The sequence below is a fragment of the Pseudonocardia sp. P-1 genome (assembly GCF_058111925.1).
On record NZ_CM176614.1, the window covers coordinates 4944945 to 4970841 of the forward strand.

Here is a 25897-nt window from a genome sequence, read left to right on the forward strand (position 1 = left end):
CGGTCCGGGCCCCGGCCCGGAAGCACTCCACGGCGGCCCCGCCGGAGACACGGTCTCCGGCGGGGCCGCCGTCGTACGTCCTCAGACCCCGGCGGGCTCGTCCGGGGAGCGGTCACCGGTGCGGTGCGACGCCTCCCGGGCCCGGTCGGCCCACTCCCGCCAGGCACCCCCGCCCCGTGCCGGCTCCGCCCAGGGCGGGTCGCAGTACACCAGCCGGGTCCCGCCGGTGGTGAGCCAGCGGTGCAGGATCCGGACCTCCTCCGACGGGGCCCCGCGCAGCGGCCCGTCGCCGGGCAGGACCGTCTGCGCGCCGGTCCGCAGCGCCTCGACGACCGGCATCGGCCGCACCCCGCGCGGGGCGTTGCCCGCCGCGGCGAGCCGTCCGTGGCGCAGGACGGCGAGCTCCCAGCCGCCCCGGCCGTCGGGCCGGGCACCGACCAGCTCGTCGATGCCCGCGAGCGCGGCCAGGGTGCCGCCCCGGTCGACCCCGGCGGCCAGCGTGGCCAACCGGTCCCGGGCCCGTGCGGCCGCCTCGTAACGCCCGCCGGCCGACCGGTCGTCGACCTCCGTGGCCAGCACCCGCAGCGGGCCGTCGTCCCGCCCCGCGACGAGGTCGCGCCAGGCGTGCACGGCGGGCGCGTAGTCCTCGACGGGCTGCAGCCCGGCGCACGGGGCCGCGCAGCGGCCCAGCTCGTGCAGCGCGCACGGCGTCGCCGACGGGTTCCGGGCCGGGATCCGGATCGTGCACCGGCGCAGCGGCAGTGCGTCGAGTGCCGCGTCGAGCACGTCGGTCGCGGCCCGCTGCGACCCGAACGGGCCCAGGGCACCCGCCCGCGGGGTGGCGACGACCGACAGCCGCGGGAACGCCTCCGCCGTCGGCGCCACCCAGTAGGCCCGGCCGGGGTTGCGCGAGCGCCGGTTGTACGGCGGGCGGTGCGCGGCGATGAGCGCCAGCTCGCGCACAGAGGCCTCCAGGGCGTGCGCGCAGACCACCGTGTCGACCTTCTCGGCGCGGGCGAGCATGTCGCGGACCCGGCGGCGCTTCTCCCCGGCCGTGAAGTACGACCGCACCCGCCGGTGGAGGTCGCCGCTGGTGCCGACGTAGAGCACCTGGCCGTCGCCGCCGCGGAACAGGTACACACCGGGCTCCGAGGGCACGTCGTTCGCCAGGTGCCTGCGGCGCCGCTGGGTGGTGGTGGGCCGGTGCGGGGCCCGGTCACGGACGAGCTGCAGCAGCTCCTCCAGGCTCTGCACACCCAGGTTCCCGATCCGCTCCAGCAGGTGGTGCAGCACCTCGACGGTCGCCCGGGCGTCGGTCAGCGCCCGGTGGTCCGGGGTGGTGGCGCAGCCGAAGTGCCGGGCCAGCGCGCCCAGCTTCACACTGGGGCACTCGGCGTGCGGGAGCACGGCCCGGGCGAGCCGGGCGGTGCACAGGACCGGCGGGCCGGGCCAGGGGCGTTCGAGGCGCTCGCAGGCGGCCTTGAGGAACCCCGTGTCGAACGGGGCGTTGTGGGCCACCAGCACCGCGCCGCGGAGCATGTCGAGCACCGAGGGCAGGACCGCACCCAGCGGTGGCGCGTCGTGCAGCATCGCGTTCGTGATACCGGTCAGCCGGGTGATGTCGGCCGGGACCCGTACACCCGGGTCGACGAGGGTGCCGAGCTCGGAGATCCGGCTGCCGCCGCGCACCGCGACGGCGCCGACCTCGGTGATGGCGTCGGTCCGGTGGCTGCCGCCGGTGGTCTCCAGGTCGACCACGCAGAAGGTGACGTCACGCAGTGGCGTGCCCAGCTCGTCGAAGGTGAGCTGCGGGGAGCAGGAGGTCACGCCCTGCACCGTAGCCGTGGGGTCCGACAGTATGTTCGAACACCCGGCCCCGGTCCGGGGGAGCCGGGGCGCGGACACCGATCCGGGGACGTCCCGGCTGCGGACGGGCACGCCGACGGCGATCCGGGCCGGGCGGGGATAACCTGGACCGATGGCGTACGACGACACGGAGCGACCGGAGCCCACGTGCTCCGGGGTCCCGTCGTGCGCCGCGGACCCGGCCGCGAGCGACTGGCCGGAGCTGCCCGCCCCGCTGCGGGCCCGGCTCGCCGAGATCGCGGGTACCGCGCTGGGCGGGCTGCCGCCCGGGGACGTCCCCACCCCGCTACGCCGCTTCGCCCGGTTCACCCCCGCCAAGCGGGCCCGTCTCGGCGGGCAGGTACTGGTGGCCCGGTTGCAGCAGGACACGGCGTTCCGGGCGGCCGTGGTGGCGTGGTGGGCCGAGAACCGGCCCGGTGAGCTGGAGCTGCCCGAGCCCGCCACGACACGACCCGCCGGCGACCCGCCCGCCCCCCCGGGCGGACCCGGGGCATCCACCGGGGACACCGGAGCCGCGGAGGCAGCCGGCCCGTCCGGCCGTCCCGCGGCGCAGCACGCAGCCGCATCACCGATGGACGGGTCGGCCCCCGCCGCGGAGGCCGCGTCCGTCGCGGATCCGCTGCCCGCACCCGTCGACAAGCTCGACGCGGCCGCGGTCGCGCTGCTCACCGCCGATCCGCTCGCGCACCGGCGGGTCGCCGAGGTGGGGCAGACCGCGGACCTGGCGAACCTGCGCGCCGAGCGCGACGAGGCCCTGGCCAAGGTCGACAAGCTCACCGCCGAGCTCGAACGGGCCCGGGCCGAGCTGGTCGAGGAACGGGAACGCGCACGGGCGCTCGTCGGGGAGCGGGAGACCGAGTACCAGCAGATGCGCCGCCGGGTCAGCGACCAGGGCGCGCGGCTGCGTGCCGCACTCGACGCCCGCACCGAGCTGGAGGAGGAGGTCGCGCGGCTGCGCGGCGGCGTCGACGACGAGCTCGCCCGCTCCCGTGCCGAGACCGCCGCCGAGCGCGAGCGGGCCGACCGGGAACGCCGCCGGGCCGACGCCGCGGCCGGTCAGGTCGCCGCCGCCCGCCAGGCCGCCCGCGAGGCCCGGCGCGGCGACGAGGTGCGCCTGGAGCTGCTGCTGGACACCGTCAGCGGCGCGATCTCGGGCCTGCGCCGCGAGCTCGACGTCGGCGCGGGCGGACCGCGGCCGGCGGACCTCGTCGCGGGAACGGGCGACCGCGGGACCGGCGCACGCGTCGCGGCCCCCGTCGACGGGCTGGCCGCGCTGGACGCGCTGCTGACCGTGCCGTCGGTGCACCTCATCGTCGACGGCTACAACGTCAGCAAGACCGGCTACCCGGACCTGCCGCTGGCCGACCAGCGCTCCCGGCTGGTGGCCCAGCTCGGCGCACTGGGTGCCCGCACGGGGGCCGAGATCACCGTGGTGTTCGACGGGGCCGCCGTGATCGCCGCGCCGGTGCGCGGCAGCCGCGGGGTGCGGGTGCTGTTCAGCGACGCCGGGGTGATCGCCGACGACGTCGTCCGCGACCTCGTCGCCGCCGAGCCGGCGGGCCGGCCGCTGCTGGTCGCGACGTCGGACCAGGAGATCGTGCGCTCGGTGCGCCGCCGGGGCGCGCACACCGTGGCGTCCGCGGTGCTGCTGCGCCGCCTCGGCGGGTGAGCGCTCACCCCACGTCACGGTGCCGGGGCCCGTGCCCGGCCGGCGGGACCACCGGCATCGGCAGCGCCGTACGCCCGGCTCGACCGGGCGCCGGTGCGCCCGGCTCGACCAGGCGCAGGTGCGGGATGAGGCCGCCCTCGGCCAGCACCTGCAGTGCCCGGCGCTCCGGCTCGGCGAACTCCAGCGGGGCGACGGTCGTGGCCACCGTGCCGGCCGGCAGGTCGACGGGAAGGTAGGGGATCGGCCGGTCGTCCTCCGGGACCTCCAGCAGCACCCCGATGACGCAGACACCGCACGCGGCACCGCGGACCTCGCAGCGATCGCAGTCGACGATCATGGCTCCTCCTTCGTCGGACCCGAGGTGGTCGAGCACCGCGGACGCTAGGGGAGGGGTCCGACAGAATGGCCGCGCCGGAGAAAAACCGGGGCGGGGCCGTCACCGCGGGCCGCCGCGCTCGTTCACCTGAACAGCACGACATCCTCACCAACTGTGCCGTCGAGCGAGCACCACCACTCGTACGGAGCAGTGCCACCCCGGCGGGCGACCGATCCGGTCACGCAACGGTGAGGACGCGGAACTCGTCCGCTCCCCGGAGTGTCGGACGGCGGCCCGCATCCCCGACGCGCAGCGCGCGTGCGGAGCCGCCGTCCCGACCCCCGCCGCCCCGTCCGCCGGTGACCACCGGCGGCCGGCGCCCCGCCGAGGACTAGCGTCGCCGACCGTGGCGCGCACGCTGCTGGTGACCAACGACTTCCCGCCCCGGCCCGGCGGCATCCAGTCCTACCTGTCCGACCTCGCCCGCGCGCTCCCGCCGGACTCGCTCGCGGTCCACGCGCCCGCCTGGCGCGGCGCCGCCGACCACGACGCCGCGCTGCCGTTCCCCGTGCACCGGCACCGGTCGTCGCTCATGCTGCCGGTCCCCGAGGTCGCCCGGCGCGCCGCGGAGCTGGCCCGCGAGCACGACGCCGGGACCGTCTGGTTCGGCGCGGCCGCGCCGCTGGGGCTGCTCGGCCCGTACCTGCGCCGCCGGGCCGGGGTGGAGCGGGTCGTCGCCACCACGCACGGCCACGAGGTCGGCTGGTCGATGCTGCCCGGCGCGCGCCGGGCGCTGCACCGGATCGGCCGCGACGCCGACGTCGTCACCACGGTGTCGCGCTGGACCCGCGGCCGGCTCGCCGGCGCGCTGGGCCCGGACGCGGCGCTGGAGGTCCTGCCGCCCCCGGTGGACACCGTCCGCTTCGCACCCGACCCGGACGCCCGCGCCGCGGTCCGGACCCGGTACCGGCTCGGCGACGCACCCGTCGTGACGTGCGTGTCCCGGCTGGTGCCGCGCAAGGGCCAGGACGTGCTGGTCGCGGCGCTGCCGCGGATCCGCCGCCGGGTGCCGGGCGCCCGGCTGCTGCTCGTCGGCGGCGGACCCTACCGGGACCGGTTGCGCACACTGGCGGCACGGGCCGGGGTGGCCGACGCCGTCGTGCTCACCGGCGGGGTCCCGGCCGCCGAGCTCGCCGCGCACCACGCCGCCGGGGACGTGTTCGCCCTGCCGTGCCGCACCCACCTCGGCGGGCTCGACGTCGAGGGGCTGGGGATCGCGCTGCTGGAGGCCGCGGCGTCGGGGCTGCCCGTCGTCGCGGGGGACTCCGGCGGCGCGCCGGAGACCGTCGAGGAGGGTGTGACCGGCCACGTCGTGCCGGGACGTGCCGTCGCCGCCGTCGCCGACCGGGTCGCCGACCTGCTCGCCGACCCCGCCCGGGCGACGGCGATGGGCCGCGCCGGACGGGCCCGCGTCCGGCGGGTCTGGGGCGGGCCGTCGTCGGCGGCGCGCCTGCACGGCTTCCTGACCGGCCACGACGGGCCGCGCTGAGTGCACGACCCGTCGTCGACGGCGGGGGGTCAGCCCTTGTCGGCGGTGGTCCCCGCGTAGAGCGCCTCGATCTCGCCGGAGTAGGACTCCACGACGACCTTGCGCTTGACCTTCATCGTCGGCGTCAGCTCGCCGCCGGCCTCGCTGAAGTCGTGCGGCAGGATCGTGAACTTGCGGATCTGCTCGGCCCGCGAGACGGCCTGGTTGGCGTCCTCGACCGCGGCCGCGATCTCGCCGCGCAGCTCCGGGTCGTCGACGAGGTCGGCGGCCGAGCTGCCGTCGCCCGCGGGCTTGCCGTTGCGCTCGCGCCAGCCCGGCAGGGCGTCCGGGTCGATGGTGACCAGCGCGGAGATGAACGGCTTCTGGTCGCCGATCACGATGCACTGCCCGACCAGCGGGTGCGCCCGCAGCCGGTCCTCGAGCACGGCCGGCGCGACGTTCTTGCCGCCGGCGGTGACGATGATCTCCTTCTTGCGGCCGGTGATCGTGAGGAAGCCGGCGTCGTCGAGCTCGCCGATGTCGCCGGAGTGGAACCAGCCGTCGGACTCCAGGGCCTCCTTCGAGGCCTCCTCGTTCTTCCAGTAGCCGCGGAAGACGATGTCGCCGCGCAGCATGATCTCGCCGTCCGAGGCGATCCGGACCGCGCAGCCGGGGACCGGGCGGCCCACCGAGCCGACGCGCTGGGCGTCGACGGTGTTCAGGGTGATGCCCGCGGAGGTCTCGGTCAGGCCGTAGCCCTCCAGCACGGGCAGCCCGATGCCGCGGAAGAAGTGCCCGAGCCGGCCCCCGAGCGGGGCCGAGCCGGACACCGCGGCCTTGACCCGGCCGCCGACGGCGGCGCGCAGCTTGCCGTAGACGAGCTTGTCGAACAGCGCGTGCCGGGCCTTGAGCAGCAGGCCGGGCCCGCCCGCGTCGAGCGCCTCGGAGTAGGCGATCGCGGTGTCGGCGGCCGCGTCGAAGATCTTGCCCTTGCCGTCGTTGTGGGCCTTGAGCCGCGCGCCGTTGTAGACCTTCTCGAACACCCGCGGCACCGCGAGCAGGAAGGTCGGCCGGAAGTCCGCCAGGTCGGGCAGCAGGGTCTTCACGTCGGGGGAGTGGCCGACGACCGTGCGGGTGGACAGGCAGCCGCACTGGATGGCCTTGCCGAACACGTGCGCGAGCGGCAGGAACAGCAGCACCGAGTCCCCGGGCTCGAACAGGTGCGGGATCGTCGCCGCGATCGTGCGGATCTCGGCGATCAGGTTGCGGTGGGTCAGCTCGCAGCCCTTGGGGCGACCGGTGGTGCCCGAGGTGTAGATCAGGGTGCACAGGTCGTCGGCGCGCACCCCGCCGCGCCGGGCGTGCACCACGTCGTCGGGGGTGTCCGCGCCGAGGCCGCGCAGCTGCTCGACCGCCGAGGGGGCGTCCGGGGCCGACGCGGCCGGCTCGATCTGCCAGACGGTGCGCAGCTCGGGCAGGTCTCCGCGGACCTTCTCCACCGACGCGGCGTGCTCGGCGGTCTCCACGACGATCCCGACGGCGCCGGAGTCGGACACGATCCAGGAGATCTGGTCCGGCGACGACGTCTCGTAGATCGGCACGGTGACCCCGCCCGCGGCGAGGATCGCGTAGTCGAACAGGGTCCACTCGTACCGGGTCCGCGACAGCAGCGCGACCCGGTCCCCGGCCTGCACACCCGCGGCGACCAGCCCGGCGGCGATCCGGGTGACCTGCTCGCCGAACTCGGCCGCGGTCACCTCCGACCAGTTCCCGTCCGCGCCCTTGCGGCGGTAGAGCACGTCCGACGGGTGCTGCGCGGCGTTGTCGAACACGGCGTCCGAGAGCGATTCCTCATCTCCCACGGACACCGCGGCGGGAACGCTGTACTCACGCACGGGGATCGACCTCCTGGCGGCCTCGACAGGCTGAACGCGGTCGCCGCGACGGCTGCGGCGACACCTCGGAGCAGAACCTACCGGAGAGTAGGGTCCACGTACATCGATTCGGACATAACGGATCGGTCGGTGGTGCCGCCGGTCCGGTCCGGGCCGCGACGGTACCCGTGACCGGCGCCGTCGCACGGGGTGGCACGCTGACCGGGTGCCCGCGATCGACGTGATCGACGAGACCTTCCTGGCCGTGCCCCGCGAGCGGGTCGCGGCGGAGTTCGCCGACCCGGCCCGGTGGCCGTCGTACTGGCCCGACCTGCGCCCCGAGGTCGCGCACGACCGCGGACCGGCCGGGCTGCGCTGGACCGTGACCGGCGCGCTCGTCGGGACCATGGAGGTCTGGTGCGAGCCGGAGGGCGACGGCACCGTCCTGCACTTCTTCCTGCGCGCGGACCCGGACGGCCCGCCGCCCGGTGGCCGGTTGCGGCGCCGCCGATGGCTGCACGCGGAGTCCGACCGGCGGCACCGCGCGTTCAAGGCGCACGCCTTCGCGCTCAAGCGGCGCCTGGAGGGCGGGCGCCCGGCGGGCGTCGCGCCGTCGGCGTTCCGGCCGGACCGGACGGCCTGAGCGTGCGGCTGCACGTCGTCACCGACGTCCACGGCGCCACCGTCCCGCTCGCCCGCGCCGCCGAGGGCGCCGACGGGGTGCTGGTGCTCGGCGACCTGCTGGAGTTCATCGACTACCGCGACCCGACCAACGGGATCATCTCCCGGCTGCTCGGGCCCGAGGTGGCCGCGGAGTTCGGCCGGATGCGCCGGATCGGGGCGCCGCGCGCGCAGGTGCTGGGCCTGCTGGAGCGCTCCTGGGCCCGGTTCACCGACCCGGCCGCCGCCGTCGCCGAGGCCGTCGCCGCGCAGTACGCCGAGGTCTTCGGGGTCCTGGGCGGGCTCGGGGTGCCGGTCTGGGCGATCCCGGGCAACGTCGACGTCCCCGACGCCTGGCCCGACACCGACGGCGTCACCCGCGCCGACGGACGGGTGGTCGAGATCGGCGGTCGCCGGTTCGGCTTCCTCGGCGGGGTGCCGCTCCCGCCCGGGGTCGACCCGCGCCGCACCGGCCCCTGGCGGCCGCACTTCGTGACCCACGAGGACTGGACCGCGCGCCTGGACGCGCTCGGCCCGGCCGACGTGCTGTGCACCCACGTCCCGCCGGCGCACCCGGGCCTGACCTACGACGTCGTCACCCGCCGCGCCGAGATCGCCAGCGCGCCGCTGGCCGCGCGGATCCGGGCCGAGCAGCCGTCGCACGCCCTGTTCGGGCACGTGCACCAGCCGCTGCACCGCCGCGCGCGGATCGGCCGCACCGAGTGCGTCAACGCCGGACACTTCCGCGCGCACGGCACGCCCTACGTGCTCCGGTTCTGACCACCGGATAGCCTCCCGCCATGGCCGACGCGACCTCGTCCTCGATCCACATCGACGCCCCGCCGGAGCGGGTCATGGCGGTGATCGCGGACTTCGCGTCCTACCCCGAGTGGACCGACCAGATCACCAGCGTCGAGATCCTCGACGCCGGTGCCGACGGCCGCGCCCGCCAGGTCCGCTTCGCGATGGACGCCGGGGCCATCAAGGACACCTACACCCTCGACTACGACTGGGCCGCCGACGACCGCTCGGTGTCCTGGACGCTGGTCAAGGGCGGCATCCAGCGCGCCCAGGACGGCGCGTACCGGCTGGTCGGCGACGCCGGCGGCACCACCGTCACCTACGAGCTCAGCGTCGAGGTCAACTTCCCGATGATCGGGATGCTCCGTCGCAAGGCGGAGAAAGTGATCATCGACGCCGCGCTGAAGGGCCTCAAGCGCCGCGTCGAGAAGGGCTGAGCCGGTCGGCGGCGACCCGGACGCGATCGTTAGGCTCCGCGCTGTGCGCGTCGTGCTCTTCACCGGCAAGGGCGGGGTCGGCAAGACGACCCTGGCCGCCGCGACGGCCGCGCACGTGGCCGGGACCGGCCGGTCCGCGCTGGTCGTGTCCACCGACCCGGCGCACTCCCTCGGCGACGCGCTGGACGCCGAGCTGGGCGCCGAGCCCACCGAGGTCACCGAGAACCTGTGGGGCGCCCACATCGAGGCCCGGCACCTGCTCGAGGGCGCCTGGGGCGACCTGCAGGGGCACCTGCGCACGATGCTCGCCGGGGCCGGGGTGGACGAGCTCGTCGCCGACGAGCTGACCGTGCTGCCCGGCGTCGAGGACCTCCTCGCGCTGGTCGAGGTGCAGCGCTACGCCGAATCGGGCCGCTTCGACGTCGTCGTCGTCGACTGCGGGCCGACCGCGGAGACGCTGCGGCTGCTCACCCTGCCCGAGGCGCTGTCGGGCTACCTGGAGCGGCTGTTCCCCGCGCACCGCCGCGCGGTGCGCGGCCTGGTCGCCGGGCTGGCCGGGGCCAAGGCCGACGGCGCGGGCTGGGACCGCACGATCGACGCGCTCGGGGTGCTGGCCGAGCAGCTGCGCGGGCTGCGCGGCCTGCTCGCCGACCGCTCCCGCACCTCGATCCGGCTGGTGCTGACCCCGGAGCGGGTGGTCGCGGCCGAGACCCGCCGCACCCTGACCGCGCTCGCCCTGCACGAGCTGCGGGTCGACGGGCTGCTGGCGAACCGGGTGATGCCCGGCCCGCCGCCGTCGCTGCGCGGGCCCGCGGCGCGCTGGCTGCGCGAACGCGCCACCGAGCAGCAGTCCGTGCTCGCCGAGCTGGGCGAGCTCGGTGCGGACGTGCCGGTGACCGCGGTCCGCTACACCGCCGCCGAGCCGACCGGTGTCGGTGCGCTGCGCGAGCTGGCCCTGTCGGTCTACGGCGACGACGACCCCGCGGGCGCCGCCGACGGCGCCCCGCCGCGGCCGTTGATGGAGCTGCGCCGCACCGCAGGTCACGGCGTCTCCGCCGACACCGAGTTCGAGCTCGACGTGGCGCTGCCCGGCGCGCAGGACGCCCCGCTGGACCTCGCCCGGGTCGGCGACGACATGGTCGTCGGCATCGGGTTCTCCCGGCGCGTGGTCTCGCTGCCGTCGGTCCTGCGCCGCTGCGAGGCCACCGGTGCCCGGCTGGAGGGCCGCGGCTCCGACGCCCGCCTGGTGATCTCCTTCGTGCCCGACCCGGGCACCTGGATGACCTCGTGAGCGGCCGTGACGCGCGGGGCGGCACCCACTGCGGCGATCACGGCGGCATTCCGGAGGACCTGCGGGTCACCGCGGTGGCGCTGCTCGACCGGCTGCGTGCGGCCACCGAGACGATGTCGGACTCGCTGCGGGCCGGCGGGAGCGACCCCGGCCCCGGCGACGCCGGCTCCTGCACCGCCTGCCCGGTGTGCGCGCTGATCGCCGTCGTGCGGGGGGAGCGGTCGGAGCTGGTCACCCGGCTCGCCGCCCACGCCGGCGGGCTGCTCGCCGTGCTCGTCGCGGTGCTGGAGGAGGCCGCCCCGCCCGCGCGCCAGGAGCCCCGCCGCCCGCACGGCGGCGGACGCTCCGTGCAGCGGATCGCGGTGCACCGGACGTGAGCCCCCGGATGTCCGACGTCCGCACCATCGGGGTGGACGTCGGGGGTACCAGCGTGCGCGCGGGCGTCGTCGACGCCGAGGGGGAGATCCTCGACTCCGCCTCCGCGCCGACCCCGCGCACCGACGACGCGCTGGAGGCGGCCATCGCCGGCGCCGTCGACGAGCTGCGGCGCAGGCACACCGTCGCCGCCGTCGGGCTCGCGCTCGCCGGGTTCGTCGACGCCCCGCGGGGCCTGGTCCGCTACGCGCCGCACCTGTCCTGGCGCGACGCCCCGGTCGCCGAGCGGATCGGCGACCGGCTCGGCGGGATCCCGGTCGTCGTGGAGCACGACGCGAACTCCGCCGCGCTCGCCGAGCGGCGCCACGGCGCCGCGGCCGGTGCCTCGGTGGCGCTGGTGATCGCGCTGGGCACCGGGATCGGTGGCGCCCTGCTGCTCGACGGCGAGCTGTTCCGCGGCGCGCACGGCGTCGCACCCGAGCTGGGGCACCTGCGGGTCGTCCCGGACGGACGGGCCTGCCCGTGCGGCAAGCGCGGCTGCTGGGAGCGCTACTGCAGCGGGACCGCCCTCGGCGCCACCGCGCTGGAGATGCTCTCGGGCGGCGACGTGCCGGGCCCGTCCGGGCTGGCCCGCGAGGCCGCCGTCGACCCGGGGCGGGTCACCGGCAAGCGGGTCGCCGCGGCCGCCCGCGAGGGGGACCCGGTCGCCCGCGCCGCCGTCGACGACATGGGGCGCTGGCTGGGGGAGGGGCTCTCGCTCGTCGCGGACGTCTTCGACCCGGGCCTCGTGGTGATCGCGGGCGGGGTGTCGGCGTCGGCGCCGCTGTTCCTCGACGCCGCCCGCGAGCACTACGCCCGCATCCTCACCGGGGCGGGCAACCGGCCGCTGGCCAGGATCCGGACCGCGCAGCTCGGCGCGGCCGCCGCCGTCGTGGGCGCGGCGACGCTGGCCCGCGAGAGCCTGCGGTCCGGCGCCCGGCGCTGAGCGCGCTACAGCCGCGAGCCGTCGTCCCAGGGGTCGGGGCCCTCGTCGGGGTCGGGGCTCCACAGCCGCAGCAGCAGCCAGCCCAGGCCGGCCGCGATGAGCACCAGCCCCAGCGGCAGCGGCCAGGTCCCGCCGACGCCGATCAGCCCCGGCGCGATGCACAGCAGCAGCCCCACCGCGATCAGCCCGCCACCCACGACGGCCGGTGGTCCCGGCCGCGGCAGCGGCGGCGGCTCCGGCGGGTGGTAGTGGTCGTCCGGGTCGGCACCCGTGCCGGTGCCCGGAGGCGGGGCGGCCGGGCCGGGCCGGTGCGCGGGCCGGTCGGCGCCGCCCGCCGCGCCCGCGGCGTCACCGGCGTCGCCGCGGTCCGTGCGGTCGGCGCGCTCCACGGGCTCGGCGGGCCAGTCCGGGACCGAGCCCTCGTCGCGCCAGGCGGCGACGATCGCGTCGAAGTCGTCGTCGGGCCGGTCCTCGCGGTCACGCGAGGGGTCTGCGGAGCTCATACCGGTCCGTCCCTCCCCGCTCGCGGCGGCTCTCATCCTGTCACGGCCCGTGTCCCGCCCGACACCGCCCACGGGCCCGCGCGGGCGCTGCGCGGGGACCGCCCGACCCCGGTGACCACCGCCCCGTTGTGAGGAGGTGTCGACGCTCCGTAGGCTGTCGCCGAAGTCGGTAGGGAGGCAGCGCAGGGTGCTGTACTGGTGGTCCAAGTTCGTGCTGCTCGGCCCGTTGATGAGGCTGTTCTGCCGGCCGGAGGTGCGCGGTGCCGAGAACGTGCCCGGTGGTGCCGGCGCGATCCTCGCCAGCAACCACCTCGCGGTGGCCGACTCCTTCTTCCTGCCGTTGATGCTGCCGCGCCGGGTGACCTTCCTCGCCAAGCGCGAGTACTTCACCGAGCCCGGGATCCGCGGCTGGTTCAAGAAGCAGTTCTTCACCGGCGTCGGGCAGGTCCCGGTGGACCGTTCCGGTGGGTCCGCGGCGCGCGCCGCGATGGACACCGCGGTCCGGCTGCTGAACGAGGGCAAGCTGCTCGGGATCTACCCGGAGGGCACCCGCTCGCCCGACGGGCGGCTCTACAAGGGCAAGACCGGCGTCGCCCGGATGGCCCTGGAGGCCGGGGTGCCGGTCATCCCGGTCGCGATGGTGGGCACCGACAAGGTCAACCCCATCGGCTCCAAGATGTGGCGCCCGCGCAAGGTGAAGATCGTGATCGGCGAACCGCTGGACTTCTCCCGGTACGAGGGCATGGCCGGGGACCGGTTCATCGAGCGCTCCATGACCGACGAGATCATGTACTCGCTGATGGAGCTGTCCGGACAGACCTACGTCGACCTCTACGCGGCGTCTGTCAAGGAGAAGGCCGCGGCCGGTGCTCCACCGCCCGCGCCGTCGCGTCCCGCCCCGCAGCGGCCGGACGCGAACGTGCCCGACTCCCGCGCCTCCTGATCGACTCCGGAAGTGCGTCCCGGCGATCTGACCCACCGATGTGGAGCTGGGCGAAGGCTCCTCTGTCGGTGAGAGCCCGTGGTGGACCGACCTGTCGCCCGGCAGAATCCGGCGGTCGGTGACCTCTCGGGAGGCGAAGCAGGCGACCGAGTCGGCCGGAGCCGGACGGCGGCCCGCTCACCTGTCCGGTCAGTGGAGCTTCCGGCTTGCGACAAGGGCGTCGAGCATGCTCGTTTCGATCCGGTAGGTGGACGACCTCCTCTACGATCGAAGGTCGTCGAGCCGTGGCGAAGCTCAGTGCCGGTTCTTCAACTCGGCGGCGGGGCGGCTGCCGGTGTCGTCCGACGGATGAGCTCGATGCCCGGGCTCGGCCGGTCCCGATATCGCGCGAGCGCAGTACGATCGCCGCACTGTTTCGTATGGGAGGCGCGATGACCGCCGGAACCCACCAGGCCGTCACGCTGGCCGACGTGAGTGCACGTCGGGACTACATCGTGGACGTCGGGCGCCGTCATGGTGTTTACAACATCCGTGTCTTCGGTTCCGTCGCGCGTGGCGAATCGACCCCCACCAGTGATCTCGACCTGCTGGTCGACCTGGAACCCGGCCATGGTTATGTCGACATGGTTTCCTTCGCCCTCGCGGTCGAGGACTCACTTGGGGTTCTTACACAGGTCGCCACGGTGAACGGTCTCAAACGACGTGTCCGTGATCAGGTTCTCGCCGAGGCGGTGGCAGTGTGACTGTCTTCTCGACGATCGCTCGTGATGGAGGGATCCCTGTTGGTCCGACGTGACCGGGAGCGGATCGCGGACATGTTGGAAGCCGCTGAGAAGATCCGGGTCCGGGTTGCGCGCGGCCGCGCGCGGTTTGATGCCGACGAGGACCTGCAGATCGTCTTGACGCATCTGATCCAGGTGCTCGGTGAGGCTGCTGCACGCGTGAGCCCCGAGCTGGCTGCTGCTCATCCGCACCTGCCGTGGCGGGCACTGGCGGGAATGCGCAATCGTGTCGTGCACGAGTACTTCGAGATCGACCTCGAAATCCTCTGGGCTGCTGCGTCTCAGGAAGTCCCGGCGCTGGCGGTCCAGCTGCGTGCGGTTCAGACAACGGAGGACGCCTGACCCGGAGCGGTCCCGATCACGGCAGCAGAGGCACGTACGCTCGTCGGGCGGCACAGCTCAACGACCGAACCCGAGCCCAGGACGGCAATGCGCTTCTTCTACGACACCGAGTTCATCGAGGACGGCACGACGATCGACCTGGTGTCGATCGGGATCGTCGGCGAGGACGGCCGCGAGTTCTACGCCGTGTCCACCGAGTTCGACCCGGACCGGGCCGGCAAGTGGGTGCGGGCCAACGTGCTGCCCAAGCTGCCCTCGCCCAGCGACCGGGCCTGGATGTCGCGGTCCCGGATGCGCTCCGAGATCCTCGACTTCTGCACCGGCGCCCCCGGCGACGTCGAGCTGTGGGCCTGGATCGCCGCCTACGACCACGTGGCGCTGTGCCAGCTGTGGGGTGCGATGCCCGCGCTGCCGCGGCCGATCCCGCGCTTCACCCGCGAGCTGCGCCAGCGGTGGGAGGACGCGGGTCGCCCGGCGCTGCCCCCGCCGCCCGCCGAGGCGCACGACGCGCTCGCCGACGCCCGGCACAACCTGCGGCGCTGGGAAGTGATCGCCGAGACCCTCGCGACGGGGGCCGCGCCCCGGTAGGGATCGGCCGCGGCCTAGGCTGGGCCGTGTGAACTGGTCCGTCGACGCGCCCATCGACGTCCTCCCGGAGCTGCCGCCGCTGCCCGCGGACCTGCGCTCCGCCCTGGACGATGCGCTCTCCCGCCCTGCCGCCCAGCAGCCCGAGTGGCCCGACCCGTCGCAGGTGGGCGACGTGCGGAAGGTCCTCGAGTCCGTCCCGCCGGTGGTGCTGCCGCCGGAGGTCGACCGGCTGCAGTCGCGGCTCGCCGACGTCGCGAACGGTGAGGCGTTCCTGCTGCAGGGCGGCGACTGCGCCGAGACCTTCGTCGACAACACCGAGCCGCACATCCGGGCGACGATCCGCACGCTGCTGCAGATGGCCGTCGTCCTGACCTACGGCGCCTCGATGCCGGTGGTCAAGGTCGGCCGCATCGCCGGTCAGTACGCCAAGCCGCGCAGCTCGCCGGTCGACGCGAGCGGGCTGCCGTCCTACCGCGGGGACATCGTCAACGGGCTCGCCCCGGACGCGCAGGGCCGCATCCCGGACCCGTCGCGGATGGTGCGCGCCTACGCGAACGCCTCGGCGGCGATGAACCTGGTCCGCGGGCTGACCGCGACCGGGCTGGCCGACCTGTCCAAGGTGCACGACTGGAACAAGGACTTCGTCCGCACCTCCGCCGCGGGCGTGCGCTACGAGGCCGTCGCCGCCGAGATCGACCGCGCGGTCCGCTTCATGGACGCCTGCGGGGTGCGCGACCACAACCTGCACCAGGTCGAGTTCTACGCCAGCCACGAGGCGCTGCTGCTCGACTACGAGCGCGCGATGCTGCGCCTGGACCTGGAGCGCGACCCCACCGGCGGGGAGTCGCCGAAGCTCTACGACCTGTCCACGCACTTCCTCTGGATCGGGGAGCGGACCCGTCAGCTCGACGGCGCGCACGTCGCCTTCGCGGAGCTGCTGGCCAACCCGATCGGCATGAAGATCGGCCCGACGACGACGCCCGACCAGGCCGTCGAGTACGTCGAGCGGCTCGACCCGCACAACCGCCCGGGCCGGCTGTCGCTGATCTCCCGGATGGGCAACGACAAGGTCCGCGACGTGCTCCCGGCGATCGTCGAGAAGGTGACCGCCTCCGGGCACAAGGTCATCTGGCAGTGCGACCCGATGCACGGCAACACCCACGAGGCCTCGACCGGCTACAAGACCCGGCACTTCGACCGGATCGTCGACGAGGTGCAGGGCTTCTTCGAGGTGCACCGCTCGCTCGGCACGCACCCCGGCGGCATCCACGTCGAGGTCACCGGCGAGGACGTCACCGAGTGCCTCGGCGGTGCGCAGCGGATCTCCGACACCGACCTCGCCGGCCGGTACGAGACCGCCTGCGACCCGCGGCTGAACACCCAGCAGAGCCTGGAGCTGGCGTTCCTCGTCGCGGAGATGCTGCGCGGCTGACCCGTCCGTCCCCGGGGCGGCTCCACCCGGAGCCGCCCCGGTGGTGTGTCTCAGGCCCCGGTGCTGGCCCGGGCCGCGAGCCGCGAGGGCAGCAGGGGGCGACGGCGCCGTCGCCGTCCCCGGCGAGGACGGCGGCCAGCCGCTGGGCCGCGGCCCGGCCGAGCTCCTCCGCCGGCAGCGCCACACTCGTCAGCGACGGCGCCGTGACCTGCGAGTACGGCAGGTCGTCGAACCCGGCGACGGCGATGTCCCCCGGCACGGCCAGCCCGAGCCGGTGCGCGGCGGCCAGCACGCCGTAGGCCATCGTGTCCGCCGCCGCGACGACCGCGGTGGCCCCGGCCGCCCGCCAGCGCGGCAGCGCCTCGGTGCTGACGTCGGCGGCGGCGTCGAGGGTCAGCCCGGCCCGGGTGCCGTCGTCGAGGACCCGCAGGCCGTGCTCGGCGGCGACCCGGGCGAGCAGCTCACGGCGCACGGTGAAGGTGGCCGAGGGCGTCGAGCCCTCCAGGTAGGCGAGGACCGTGTGCCCGGCCTCGGCGAGGTGCGCGACCAGCGCGCGCACGCCCGGCTCCAGGTCGAAGGTCACCGTGGCCGCGCGGCCCTCGAAGCCGGGGGCGTCCATCAGCACCAGTGGCGGGCCGCCCGGTTCGAGGTCGTCGAGGAACGTCGGCGACGGCGCGTGCACCAGCAGCCCGGCCGGGCGGAACGCCGCGACCCGGCGGACGTCGTCGGCGCCGGGCTGTTCGCCGCCCTCGATCACCGACAGCATCAGCTGGTGCCTGCTGCCCAGCGCCTCCCGGATCCCGGTGGTGACCCGCCCGAAGTAGGGGTTGGGGAGGTCGGGGGCGAGCAGCACGACGAGGTCGGTGGTCCCGCGGGCGAGCGAGCTCGCCGCGTGGTCGACCACGTAGCCCAGCTCGTCGACCGCGGCGCGGACCCGCTCGGTGATCACCGCGGACACCCGTCCGCGCGACTTGCCGTTCACCACCAGCGACACGGTGGACACGCTCGTCCCCGCCCGCCGGGCCACCATCGCCGCGGTCACCCGCCGGCCCACCGGTCCTGCCATCCGGCGAGCCTACCCGGACGCGCCACACATCAAGCGCTTGACGTCATGCGCTTGACAAGTCACAGTCGACACGTCCGGACCGCCCCGGACGACCGCGACGACGAGGTGGGACACCGGAGATGACCGAGAAGATCGTCCTGGACTGCGATCCGGGCCACGACGACGCGATCGCGCTGCTGCTCGCTCACGGCGACCCGCGGATCGAGCTGCTCGCCGTCACCACGGTCGTCGGGAACCAGACGCTGGACAAGGTGACCCGCAACGCGCTCTCGGTCGCGACCCTGGCCGGGATCACCGGCGTGCCGTTCGCGGCCGGCGCCGACCGCCCGCTGCTGCGGGAGATCTCCGTCGCCGCCGACATCCACGGCGAGAGCGGCCTGGACGGCCCGGAGCTGCCCGCACCGGCGTTCGCCGCGGTGGACACCCACGCCGTGGACCTCATCGTGGAGACCGTGCTGGCCCACGAGCCGGGCACCGTCACCCTCGTCCCCACCGGCGGGCTGACCAACATCGCGCTCGCCGCCCGGCGCGCCCCCGAGATCGTCGACCGGGTCAAGCGGGTGGTGCTGATGGGCGGCGGCGTCGCCGTCGGCAACCGGACCCCGGTGGCCGAGTTCAACATCGCCATCGACCCCGAGGCCGCCGCGATCGTGTTCGAGGCGGGCTGGGAGGTGGTCATGGTCGGTCTCGACCTGACCCACCAGGCTCTGGCCGGTCCCGAGGTGCGCCGCGCGATCCGCGCCGTCGGGACCGGTCCGGCGCGCTTCGTCGACGAGCTGCTGGACTTCTTCGCCGCCACCTACCGCGACGTCCAGGGCTTCGACGCCCCGCCGGTGCACGACCCGTGCGCCGTCGCCCACGTCATCGACCCGACGATCGTGCGGGCGTTCCCGATGCCGATCGTCGTCGAGACCGCGGGCCGGCACACCACCGGGATGACGGTCGCCGACCGGCGCGGGCCGGCCCCGCAGGGATGCCGCACGCACGCCGCGCTCGAGCTCGACCACGCCCGCTTCTGGGGGCTCGTCGTGGACGCCCTGCGCGCCATCGGCGACCCCGCCCTCCCGGCCACCACCGTCGCCGCAACGGAGCAGATCGCATGACCACCCCCGACCGCCGCCCGGTCGTCACGCTCGTCGTGGCGGTGCTGGCCGCCTGCGTGGCGTTCCAGCTCAACGCCTCGATGCTCAGCCCCGCGCTGGTCACCATGGCCCGCGAGCTGGGCACCGACGACGCCACCGTCGGCCTGTCCCAGACCATGTTCTTCACCCTCGCGGCGATGTTCTCGCTGTTCCTGCCGCGGCTGTCCGACATCGCGGGGCGCCGGCGGGTGCTGCTGGTGATGCTCGCGGTCATGCTGGTCGGCAGCGTCGTCGCCGCCCTCGCCGTCAGCGTGCCGATGCTGTTCGCCGGCCGGGCCCTGCAGGGCATCACCGGGCCGGTCGTCCCGATCTGCCTGCTCATGCTGCGCAGCGAGATCGCCGACCCGCGCCGCTACGGCATCGTGCTCGGCCTGATCACCGCCGTGAACGGCGGCGTGGCCGGTCTCGACGCGCTGCTCGGCGGCTGGCTGGCCACCCACCACGGCTTCCGCTCGATCTTCTGGGTCATCGCCGCGGTCACCGTCGTCGCGCTGGTGCTCGTCGCCGTGTGGGGCGTGGAGTCCCGCCCCTCGCAGGGCACCCGGATGGACTGGCGCGGGGTCGTCCCGCTGGTCGTCGCGGTCGGCGCGCTGCTGCTGGCCTTCGACGAGGCCGCCGCGCTGTCCGACGCGCGCTGGGGCCGGGTCGCCGGGTACGCGCTGCTCGCCGTCGTCGCCGCGGTGGTGTTCTGGCGGCTGCAGGGCCGCACCGCCCAGCCGCTCGTCGCGCCCGAGGACCTGCGCCGGCGCGCCACCTGGGCCACCCTCGGCACCACGCTGCTGACCATGACCGGCGTGTTCGCCGTGGTCAACGGCCTGGTCGCGTCGATCGCGCAGAACCCGGCGGCCGGGTTCGGGCTCGGAGCGGACCTCACCGCGCTCGCCCTGCTCGCCCCCTACGCGCTGATCGGCTGGCTGGTCGGGCCGTTCGCCGGTCGCCTGGCCCCGGTGCTCGGCTACCGCACCGTCCTGCGGGTCGGTCTGGCCGGGAGCGTCGTCGCCACCGTGCTGCTGGCGGTCGTGGGCGTGCACTCGTTCGCGGTGCTGGTCGTCGCGACGCTGCTGCTCGGCGTCACCTACGCCGGCATCGCCAACATCATGCTCAACGGCCTGGGCGTGCTGCTCTCGCCCGCCGACCGGCCCGGCATGCTGCCCGGGCTCAACGCCGGCGCGTTCAACCTCGGCGCCGGGATCAGCTTCGTGGTGCTGCCCGCGGTGCAGGTCGCCGTCGGCGGGGCCGGGCAGACCGGGGTCGGCGGCTACACCGCGGGCATGCTGGTCGGGGCCGCGTGCACCGCGGGCGCGTTCGCGCTGTCGCTGCTCATCCCGCGCCCGGCCGCCGCCGAGACCGGCGCCGCGCACGACGTGGTGGACGCCCGATGAGCCGGGTGCTGGTCGTCGGCTCGCTCAACGCCGACCTGGTGGTGCGCACCGAGCGCTTCCCGGGGCCGGGGGAGACCGTGGCCGGGTCGGACCTGACCGTGGGCCCCGGCGGCAAGGGCGCCAACCAGGCCGTCGCCGCCGCCCGGCTCGGGGCCGCCGCGGGCGTCGGCGTGGGGATGGTCGGCGCGGTCGGCGACGACGACCACGGCCGGACCGTCCGCGACGCCGTCGCCGCCGCCGGTGCCGACGTCGACGGGGTCACGGTGCGGACCGGCACGGCCACCGGCACCGCGGTCATCACCGTCGACGCCGCGGGCGACAACACGATCGTCGTCTCGCCCGGCGCCAACGCCACCCTGGAGCCGGGGGACCTGCCCTCCTTCGACGACGTCGCGGTGCTGACCCTGTGCCTGGAGATCGGTGTCCCGACGGTGCTGGCCGCCGCCCGGGCCGCCCGGGCCGCCGGGACCACGGTGGTGCTGAACCTCTCGCCCTACGCCCCGGTGCCCGCCGAGCTGCTCGCCGCCACCGACGTGCTCGTGGTCAACGAGCACGAGGCTGCGCTGCTGGGGGAGCACCCGGTGCCCCGGTCGGTCGTGACACGCGGGGCCGCGGGCTGCGAGGTGCACGACGCGGGAGCGGCTACGGTGTCCACAGTGGATGCGATGCGGGCGGACGTGGTGGACACCACCGGGTCGGGCGACGCCTTCCTGGCGGCCGTCGCCGTGCGGCTCGCCGCGGGGGACGACCTGCCGGACGCCGCGCGCTACGCCGTGCGCGCCGGTGCCCTCGCGGTCACCGTCGCCGGGGCGCAGCTGCCCGCGATCGGCGACGCCGAGCGCACCCGCTTCGGGCTGTAGGGCCCCTCGAACGCCGGTGTCCCGGCCGGGCCGCCATCCGGCCGGGGCGCCGGCTCCCACCCGCGACGCGGGCTCAGAGCACGGTCAGGGTGATCGTGTCGCCGGGCTCGGCGTCGCCGCCCGACCCCGGGTCCTGACCGACGACGTGGCCGTCGCGGCGGCCGAAGGGGAAGCTGCGCTCGATGTCGACCTCGAAGCCGTCCTGACGCAGCAGCGCCTCCGCCTCGTCGGCCCGCATGCCGATCACGAACGGCACGGAGGTGGGCGCCGCGGGCTCGGCGGTCGGCGCCGGGAGCGGCGGTGCCGGCTCGGCGCCCCGGCTGATCACCAGGGTGACCGCGGCACCACCGGCGAGCCGGGTCCCGGCGGGCGGGTCGGTGCGGATCACCGCACCGGCGGGGACCTCGGTGCTGAACTCCTCGGCGCTCGTCGAGCGCACCGGGGTCAGCCCGGCGCGGCGCACGGCGTCCTCCGCGGTGTCCACGGCGCTGCCCGCGGGCACGTCGGGCACCGCGGGACGGCCGGTCGACACCACCAGGGTGACCGTGGTCCCGCGCAGCACCCGGGTCTCCGGGGCCGGGTCCACCTGCGCGACGAGGTCGGGCGCCACGTCGTCGTCGGCCCGTTCGGTGACCGTGGGCGTCAGGTCGGACTCGGCGACGAGCGCGGTCGCCCGCTCGCGGTCCAGACCGGTGACCGCGGGCATCGTGGTCCAGCGGCCCGACCCGAGCCACCAGGCTCCCGTCCCGGCCAGCGCGGCCAGCAGCAGGAGCAGCACCATCCACAGCGCGAACACCCGGCGGCCGCGACGGCGGCGCCCGGCCAGCTCCTCGCGGGTCATCGGCTCCGGCTGCCCGGCGGGGGTGACGGCGGTGCCGTGCGCGCCGCGGGCCCGGGTCTGCACCCGGGTGCCGCCGGGGCCCGGCGCTGCGGCATCGAGCGGCCGGTGGCGCAGGGGGCCTGCGGGGAGGGTGGGGCCGTCGTCGGGCGGGGGCGGGCCGGGCGGACGCGGCGTCGCGGTCCGGGGCAGGCCCAGCCGGTCGGCCATGTCCAACAGCTCGCGCCGGAAGTGCTCCGCGTCGACCGGGCGCTGCTCGGGGTCCCGCGAGGTGGCCCGGGCGACGAGCGCGTCCACGGCCGGCGGCAGCCCCGGGACCAGCGCCGACGGCGGCGGCACGTCCTCGTTCACGTGGCGGTAGGCCACCGACAGCGGGTTGTCGGCGGTGTAGGGCGGCTGCCCGGTCAGCATCTCGTAGAGCACGACACCGGCCGCGTAGACGTCGCTGCGGCCGTCGGCGCGACCGGACACGACCTGCTCGGGGGAGAGGTAGGCCATGGTCCCGAGGATCATCCCGGCGTGGCTGACCCCGGCCTCGGCGGCCGCGGTGAGCAGGCCGAAGTCGGCCACCTTCACCTCGCCGCCGGAGGAGATCAGCACGTTCTCCGGCTTCACGTCGCGGTGCACCATGCCGAGCCGGTGCGCGCGGGCCAGCCCGGCGAGGACCGGTTCGAGCACCCGGACCGCGGCCGGGAGCCCCAGCGCACCGCGGGCGCGCAGCACGTCGCGCAGGGTGCCGCCGTCGACCAGCTCCATGACGACGAACAGGCTGGCCTCGCCCAGGGGCCCCGCGGGGACGGTGCCCCGGTCGTAGACGGCGACGACGCACGGGTGGTCGATCCGGGCCGCCAGCCGCGCCTCCCGGTCGAACCGGGTGCGGAAGGCGTGGTCCCCGGCCATCCGCGGGTCCATCACCTTGATCGCGACGGCGCGTTCGAGACGGGTGTCGGTGCCGTGGTGCACCGTCGACATGCCGCCGCGGGCCAGTACCGGGCCGACCCGGTAGCGGCCGTCGAGCAGCACCTCGCCGGGGCCGTCGGCGGCGAGCCGCCCGGCCCCACCCGGGGCGCCGGGATCGACCGGACCGGACGGTGAGCTCATCGCGGGTCAGGTTACCGGTGGGGATCGGGTCGGTCGTGCAGGTGGTCGGCGTAGGACCACACCGCGTCGGCCGGTCCGGTGGGAGTCGGCGCCGCCCGGGGCGGTGTGGGACAGTGTCCGGCTGTGAACGAGTCCCTCCCCGCCGCTGTCACCGAGGAGACGCTGAGCGTCGCCGAGGTGGCCGACCGCCTGTCGATCCCCGTCTCCCGGGTGCACCAGCTCGTCCGCGACGGGCAGCTCCTGTCGTTCAAGAACGGGCACGACGTCGTCGTCCCGACCGCGCTGCTCGACGACGACGGTGTCGTGCGCGGGTTGCCGGGCACGATCGTCGTCCTCCGCGACGGCGGCTACGACGACGACGCCATCCTGAGCTGGCTGTTCACCGAGGAGGAGTCGCTCTCCGGTGCCCCGATCACCGCGCTGCGCGCGGGCCGGCACAAGGAGATCAAGCGCCGCGCCCAGGCCATGGCCTTCTGAGGTTCTCCCCGGCCCGGCTCACCCGCGGGACGGGCGCCCGGCGCGTTCGCGCGCCAGCTGGGTACCGCGGGCGGCCAGCGCCCGGCCGAGCCGGGGCAGCGCGACGGCGGCCCGGCGCCGGTTCGGCACCGCGACCCGGTGGGTCAGCACGTCGTAGCCGGCGTCGGCGATCTCGTCGAGGATCTCCGCGTACAGCACCCGGGCGGCGCCGACGCAGGCCCGCGACACCGGCTCCAGCATCGGGATCCCCGGGTCGGCCCGCCGGTAGGTGGCCCGGGTCCGGGCGACCAGGTGGGCCAGGGCGCGGCGGATCCGCGGGTCCGGGCGCCCGGTGCGCCGGCTCCAGGTCAGCAGCTCCCGGTCGACGCCGAACGCGGCGAGCTCGTCGGCGGGCAGGTACACCCGGCCGCGGTCGAGGTCCTCGCCGACGTCGCGCAGGAAGTTCGTGAGCTGGAACGCCACGCCCAGCAGCGCGGCGTGCGGCTCGGCCTCCGCCCGCGGGACGACCGTCCCGAGCACCGGCAGCGTCTGCAGCCCGATCACGGCGGCCGAGCCGTGCACGTAGACGGCCAGCTCGTCGTCGGTGGCGTAGTCGGAGACGGTGAGGTCCATCCGCATCGAGACCATGAAGTCCCGGAACAGCGACGCGTCGAGGTCGTGGCGGCGCGCGGTCTCGGCGACGGCGAGCACCTCGGGCCTGCTGCCGGGCAGCGGGGCGCCCGCCAGTGCGGCCGCCAGCTCGGCGTCGAGCGCGTCGAGCCGGGTGTGCGGGTCCCCGCCGCCCGCGCCGTCGGGGTCGTCGACGATCTCGTCGGCGAAGCGGGCGAAGCCGTAGAGGGCGTGGATGTCGACCCGTCGTGCCGGGGGCAGCAGCCGGGTCGCCAGGAAGTAGGTGCGCCCGTGCTCGGCGTGCAGCGCGCGGCAGGCCGCGTAGGCGGCGCGCAGCTGCGGGTCGGTCAGGCCGGCGGCGTCGAGCTCGACGCGCCCGGCCCGCTCAGCCGCGGACGCCCGCATCGGTGGTGGGCGCGGTCGACGGTGCCTCCGGGGCGCCCCGGCGCAACCCCAGCGGGTCCGGGCGGAGCAGCGACACCGCGGCCAGGACACCGGCCAGGGCACACGCCAGCAGGTAGTGCGGCACGTAGAGGGCGGTCTCGCCGTCGGGGAAGTACACGATCATCAGCCAGATCGAGCCGACGACCACCCACTGCAGCCCGCGCGCGCTCCACGGGGTCATCGCGAGCAGGCAGAACCCCCAGCTCAGGTACCACGGCAGCGTGGTGGGGGAGAGCACGGCGGCCAGCGCGAGGGCGATCGCGGCGTTGCGCACCGCGGCCCGCGGGTCGTCGCGGCCGCGCCACCACAGCAGGGCGATCAGCAGGCCCATCACCAGCGCGCCGAGGAACCGGAACGTGTCGACGAACGCCTGGGTGTTCACCTCACCGGCGAACATCCCGGCCACGCTCGCGGTCGCCTGACCGAACGCGGTCGGCACCGACAGCCAGTTCACGATCATCGACGGGGCGCTGAGCGCGGGCAGCCAGCCCAGCCCGAGCCCGGTGAGCCAGGTGGCGCCGCCGAACACGACGCCGAACACGGCCACCGACGGCACCCCGGCCCGGACCAGTCGCGACCAGAACCCGCCGGACAGCTTCGCGGCCCACACCAGCACCAGGAACGGCAGCACGATCCCGGCCGAGGCCTTCACCGCCATCGCCAGCGACGCGACGACGATCGCCCACACGAACCGCTGCCGCAGCGCCAGCAGCGCCGCCAGCGGCAGCAGGCCGACGACCAGCAGGTCGTTGTGCACCCCGCCGACCATGTGCACGACCATCACCGGGTTCGCCACGGCCAGCCACAGCGCGACCGCCGGGCGCCCGCCGAGGCGCCGGGTCAGCGCGGGCAGCACCGCCACGAGCAGCAGCAGTCCGGTGACCAGGGTCAGCCGCATCAGCACGACGCCGAGCAGCACGTTCTGGCCGGCCAGCAGGACCACGCCCTGCGCGAGCAGGATGAACAGCGGCCCGTAGGGGGCGGGGGTGTCCTGCCAGAAGAAGTGGACGTTGTCGGTGAAGATCCCGCCCATGGTGTCCGGCCCGACGACGTACGGGTCGTACCCGGCCAGCGGCAGCGCGCCCTGGGCGAGGTAGCTGTAGGGGTCGCGGGTGAACAACGGCGCCGTGACGAGCATCGGCAGCATCCACACCGCCGCCGTCGTCAGCACCGCGCGGCCACCGGCGCGCCGGGCGAGCACGGCGCGGCCCAGCCGCACCCACGCCCACACCATCAGCACCAGGCCGACGTAGATCACGATCGTCGCGAGCATCGCGCCGTGGCCGTAGCGCCAGAACGACAGCGAGGAGTTGCCGATCACCGGGTCCCGCATCGGGATCCCGCCGCCGCCGAACGAGCCGAGGAACATCAGCACGGTCCCGGCCAGCCCCAGCAGCAGGACACCCCGCGGCGGCGAGCCGAGCCGCTCGACCAGGCCGGGGCCCGCGGGCTCCGGTGCGGGTGGCGGGGGCACGACCGCGCCCGTGCCGGGGTCCGGCGTCACCGTCTCGGGTGCCGCCGGGCGGGGGAGCGGGGGCGAGGGCTGAGCCGTCATCGTGTCCGTGTGTGCTGGTCGGGCATCGTCG

24 protein-coding genes and 1 pseudogene are annotated in these 25897 nt (G+C 75.6%); 17 read left to right on the forward strand and 8 right to left on the reverse strand.

Annotated elements, in window-relative coordinates:
* Positions 1-81: 81 nt before the first annotated feature.
* The gene (locus tag AC0GKK_RS24315) at positions 82-1827 is read right to left on the reverse strand and encodes a DEDD exonuclease domain-containing protein (protein WP_489882607.1); all 1746 of its coding nucleotides are present in this window, start codon (positions 1825-1827) and stop codon (positions 82-84) included.
* Positions 1828-1978: 151 nt separating this feature from the next.
* On the opposite strand from AC0GKK_RS24315, the gene AC0GKK_RS24320 reads away from it, so the two are divergent.
* The gene (locus AC0GKK_RS24320; protein WP_489882608.1) at positions 1979-3535 is read left to right on the forward strand and encodes an NYN domain-containing protein; all 1557 of its coding nucleotides are present in this window, start codon (positions 1979-1981) and stop codon (positions 3533-3535) included.
* Positions 3536-3539: 4 nt separating this feature from the next.
* Here the strand turns inward: AC0GKK_RS24320 and AC0GKK_RS24325 are convergent, their stop codons facing one another.
* Positions 3540-3872 carry a hypothetical protein gene (locus tag AC0GKK_RS24325; protein ID WP_251785139.1) on the reverse strand — a complete coding sequence of 111 codons (333 nt, stop codon included), beginning with the start codon at positions 3870-3872 and terminating at the stop codon, positions 3540-3542.
* Between the two features lie 385 nt (positions 3873-4257).
* Here AC0GKK_RS24325 and AC0GKK_RS24330 point away from each other — a divergent pair, with 385 nt between their 5' ends.
* Positions 4258-5400 (forward strand): glycosyltransferase family 4 protein, encoded by a 1143-nt coding sequence (locus AC0GKK_RS24330; RefSeq protein WP_489882609.1) that lies wholly within the window; start codon positions 4258-4260, stop codon positions 5398-5400.
* A gap of 29 nt (positions 5401-5429) precedes the next feature.
* Here AC0GKK_RS24330 and AC0GKK_RS24335 read toward each other — a convergent pair whose 3' ends face one another.
* On the reverse strand, positions 5430-7274 hold the full coding sequence (locus tag AC0GKK_RS24335) for an AMP-dependent synthetase/ligase (RefSeq protein ID WP_489882610.1): 1845 nt from the start codon (positions 7272-7274) through the stop codon (positions 5430-5432).
* Between the two features lie 205 nt (positions 7275-7479).
* Here AC0GKK_RS24335 and AC0GKK_RS24340 point away from each other — a divergent pair, with 205 nt between their 5' ends.
* From AC0GKK_RS24340 to AC0GKK_RS24365, 6 genes are read left to right on the forward strand one after another with little or no spacing between them, the layout of a single operon-like run.
* Entirely contained in the window at positions 7480-7896 is a 417-nt protein-coding gene (locus AC0GKK_RS24340) for a polyketide cyclase / dehydrase and lipid transport (RefSeq protein WP_489882611.1), read from the forward strand.
* A gap of 2 nt (positions 7897-7898) precedes the next feature.
* Entirely contained in the window at positions 7899-8693 is a 795-nt protein-coding gene (locus tag AC0GKK_RS24345) for a metallophosphoesterase family protein (RefSeq protein ID WP_251785136.1), read from the forward strand.
* 20 nt (positions 8694-8713) lie between these two features.
* The gene (locus tag AC0GKK_RS24350; RefSeq protein WP_020623841.1) at positions 8714-9151 is read left to right on the forward strand and encodes an SRPBCC family protein; all 438 of its coding nucleotides are present in this window, start codon (positions 8714-8716) and stop codon (positions 9149-9151) included.
* A 43-nt stretch (positions 9152-9194) separates the two neighbouring features.
* On the forward strand, positions 9195-10442 hold the full coding sequence (locus AC0GKK_RS24355) for an ArsA family ATPase (RefSeq protein ID WP_482637901.1): 1248 nt from the start codon (positions 9195-9197) through the stop codon (positions 10440-10442).
* Positions 10439-10819 carry a hypothetical protein gene (locus AC0GKK_RS24360; RefSeq protein ID WP_489882612.1) on the forward strand — a complete coding sequence of 127 codons (381 nt, stop codon included), beginning with the start codon at positions 10439-10441 and terminating at the stop codon, positions 10817-10819. The genes AC0GKK_RS24355 and AC0GKK_RS24360 overlap by 4 nt, the downstream gene beginning before the upstream one ends.
* Before the next feature lie 8 nt (positions 10820-10827).
* The gene (locus tag AC0GKK_RS24365; RefSeq protein WP_489884060.1) at positions 10828-11802 is read left to right on the forward strand and encodes an ROK family protein; all 975 of its coding nucleotides are present in this window, start codon (positions 10828-10830) and stop codon (positions 11800-11802) included.
* Between the two features lie 5 nt (positions 11803-11807).
* Here AC0GKK_RS24365 and AC0GKK_RS24370 read toward each other — a convergent pair whose 3' ends face one another.
* A complete protein-coding gene (locus tag AC0GKK_RS24370; RefSeq protein WP_489882613.1) occupies positions 11808-12305 on the reverse strand; it encodes a DUF308 domain-containing protein in 498 nt (165 codons plus the stop codon).
* Between the two features lie 187 nt (positions 12306-12492).
* Here AC0GKK_RS24370 and AC0GKK_RS24375 point away from each other — a divergent pair, with 187 nt between their 5' ends.
* From AC0GKK_RS24375 to AC0GKK_RS24395, 5 genes are all read left to right on the forward strand, one after another.
* Positions 12493-13248: a lysophospholipid acyltransferase family protein gene (locus AC0GKK_RS24375; protein WP_062396084.1), complete on the forward strand. Its 756-nt coding sequence runs from the start codon at positions 12493-12495 to the stop codon at positions 13246-13248.
* A gap of 431 nt (positions 13249-13679) precedes the next feature.
* Positions 13680-13991, forward strand: coding sequence for a nucleotidyltransferase family protein (locus AC0GKK_RS24380; RefSeq protein WP_251785132.1), 312 nt, complete (start codon positions 13680-13682; stop codon positions 13989-13991).
* A 24-nt stretch (positions 13992-14015) separates the two neighbouring features.
* Positions 14016-14372, forward strand: coding sequence for a HepT-like ribonuclease domain-containing protein (locus AC0GKK_RS24385; RefSeq protein ID WP_345652295.1), 357 nt, complete (start codon positions 14016-14018; stop codon positions 14370-14372).
* Between the two features lie 87 nt (positions 14373-14459).
* Positions 14460-14960 (forward strand): polyadenylate-specific 3'-exoribonuclease AS, encoded by a 501-nt coding sequence (locus AC0GKK_RS24390; protein WP_489882614.1) that lies wholly within the window; start codon positions 14460-14462, stop codon positions 14958-14960.
* A 28-nt stretch (positions 14961-14988) separates the two neighbouring features.
* Positions 14989-16392 carry a class II 3-deoxy-7-phosphoheptulonate synthase gene (locus AC0GKK_RS24395; RefSeq protein WP_405416341.1) on the forward strand — a complete coding sequence of 468 codons (1404 nt, stop codon included), beginning with the start codon at positions 14989-14991 and terminating at the stop codon, positions 16390-16392.
* A 175-nt stretch (positions 16393-16567) separates the two neighbouring features.
* Here the strand turns inward: AC0GKK_RS24395 and AC0GKK_RS24400 are convergent.
* A pseudogene (locus tag AC0GKK_RS24400) lies at positions 16568-17458 on the reverse strand (LacI family DNA-binding transcriptional regulator); the annotation flags it as partial.
* Between the two features lie 119 nt (positions 17459-17577).
* Here AC0GKK_RS24400 and uriH point away from each other — a divergent pair.
* The 3 genes from uriH to AC0GKK_RS24415 are packed head-to-tail and all read left to right on the forward strand — an operon-like array spanning position 17578 to position 20842.
* Positions 17578-18561 (forward strand): uridine-preferring nucleoside hydrolase UriH, encoded by a 984-nt coding sequence (gene uriH, locus AC0GKK_RS24405; RefSeq protein ID WP_489882615.1) that lies wholly within the window; start codon positions 17578-17580, stop codon positions 18559-18561.
* Entirely contained in the window at positions 18558-19982 is a 1425-nt protein-coding gene (gene uriT / locus AC0GKK_RS24410; protein WP_251785129.1) for a uridine transporter UriT, read from the forward strand. Before uriH ends, uriT begins: the two co-directional genes overlap by 4 nt.
* Entirely contained in the window at positions 19979-20842 is an 864-nt protein-coding gene (locus AC0GKK_RS24415) for a PfkB family carbohydrate kinase (RefSeq protein ID WP_405416346.1), read from the forward strand. The genes uriT and AC0GKK_RS24415 overlap by 4 nt, the downstream gene beginning before the upstream one ends.
* A gap of 73 nt (positions 20843-20915) precedes the next feature.
* Here the strand turns inward: AC0GKK_RS24415 and pknB are convergent, their stop codons facing one another.
* Positions 20916-22781 carry a Stk1 family PASTA domain-containing Ser/Thr kinase gene (gene pknB / locus AC0GKK_RS24420; protein ID WP_489882616.1) on the reverse strand — a complete coding sequence of 622 codons (1866 nt, stop codon included), beginning with the start codon at positions 22779-22781 and terminating at the stop codon, positions 20916-20918.
* Between the two features lie 123 nt (positions 22782-22904).
* On the opposite strand from pknB, the gene AC0GKK_RS24425 reads away from it, so the two are divergent.
* Complete coding sequence (locus tag AC0GKK_RS24425) at positions 22905-23258, forward strand: Rv2175c family DNA-binding protein (RefSeq protein WP_062396076.1); 354 nt, start codon at positions 22905-22907, stop codon at positions 23256-23258.
* Between the two features lie 18 nt (positions 23259-23276).
* On the opposite strand, the gene AC0GKK_RS24430 is transcribed toward AC0GKK_RS24425, so the two are convergent.
* Positions 23277-24272 (reverse strand): phytoene/squalene synthase family protein, encoded by a 996-nt coding sequence (locus tag AC0GKK_RS24430; RefSeq protein WP_489882617.1) that lies wholly within the window; start codon positions 24270-24272, stop codon positions 23277-23279.
* Positions 24253-25785, reverse strand: coding sequence for a polyprenol phosphomannose-dependent alpha 1,6 mannosyltransferase MptB (gene mptB / locus AC0GKK_RS24435; RefSeq protein WP_489882618.1), 1533 nt, complete (start codon positions 25783-25785; stop codon positions 24253-24255). The genes AC0GKK_RS24430 and mptB overlap by 20 nt, the downstream gene beginning before the upstream one ends.
* Positions 25786-25897 lie beyond the last annotated feature (112 nt).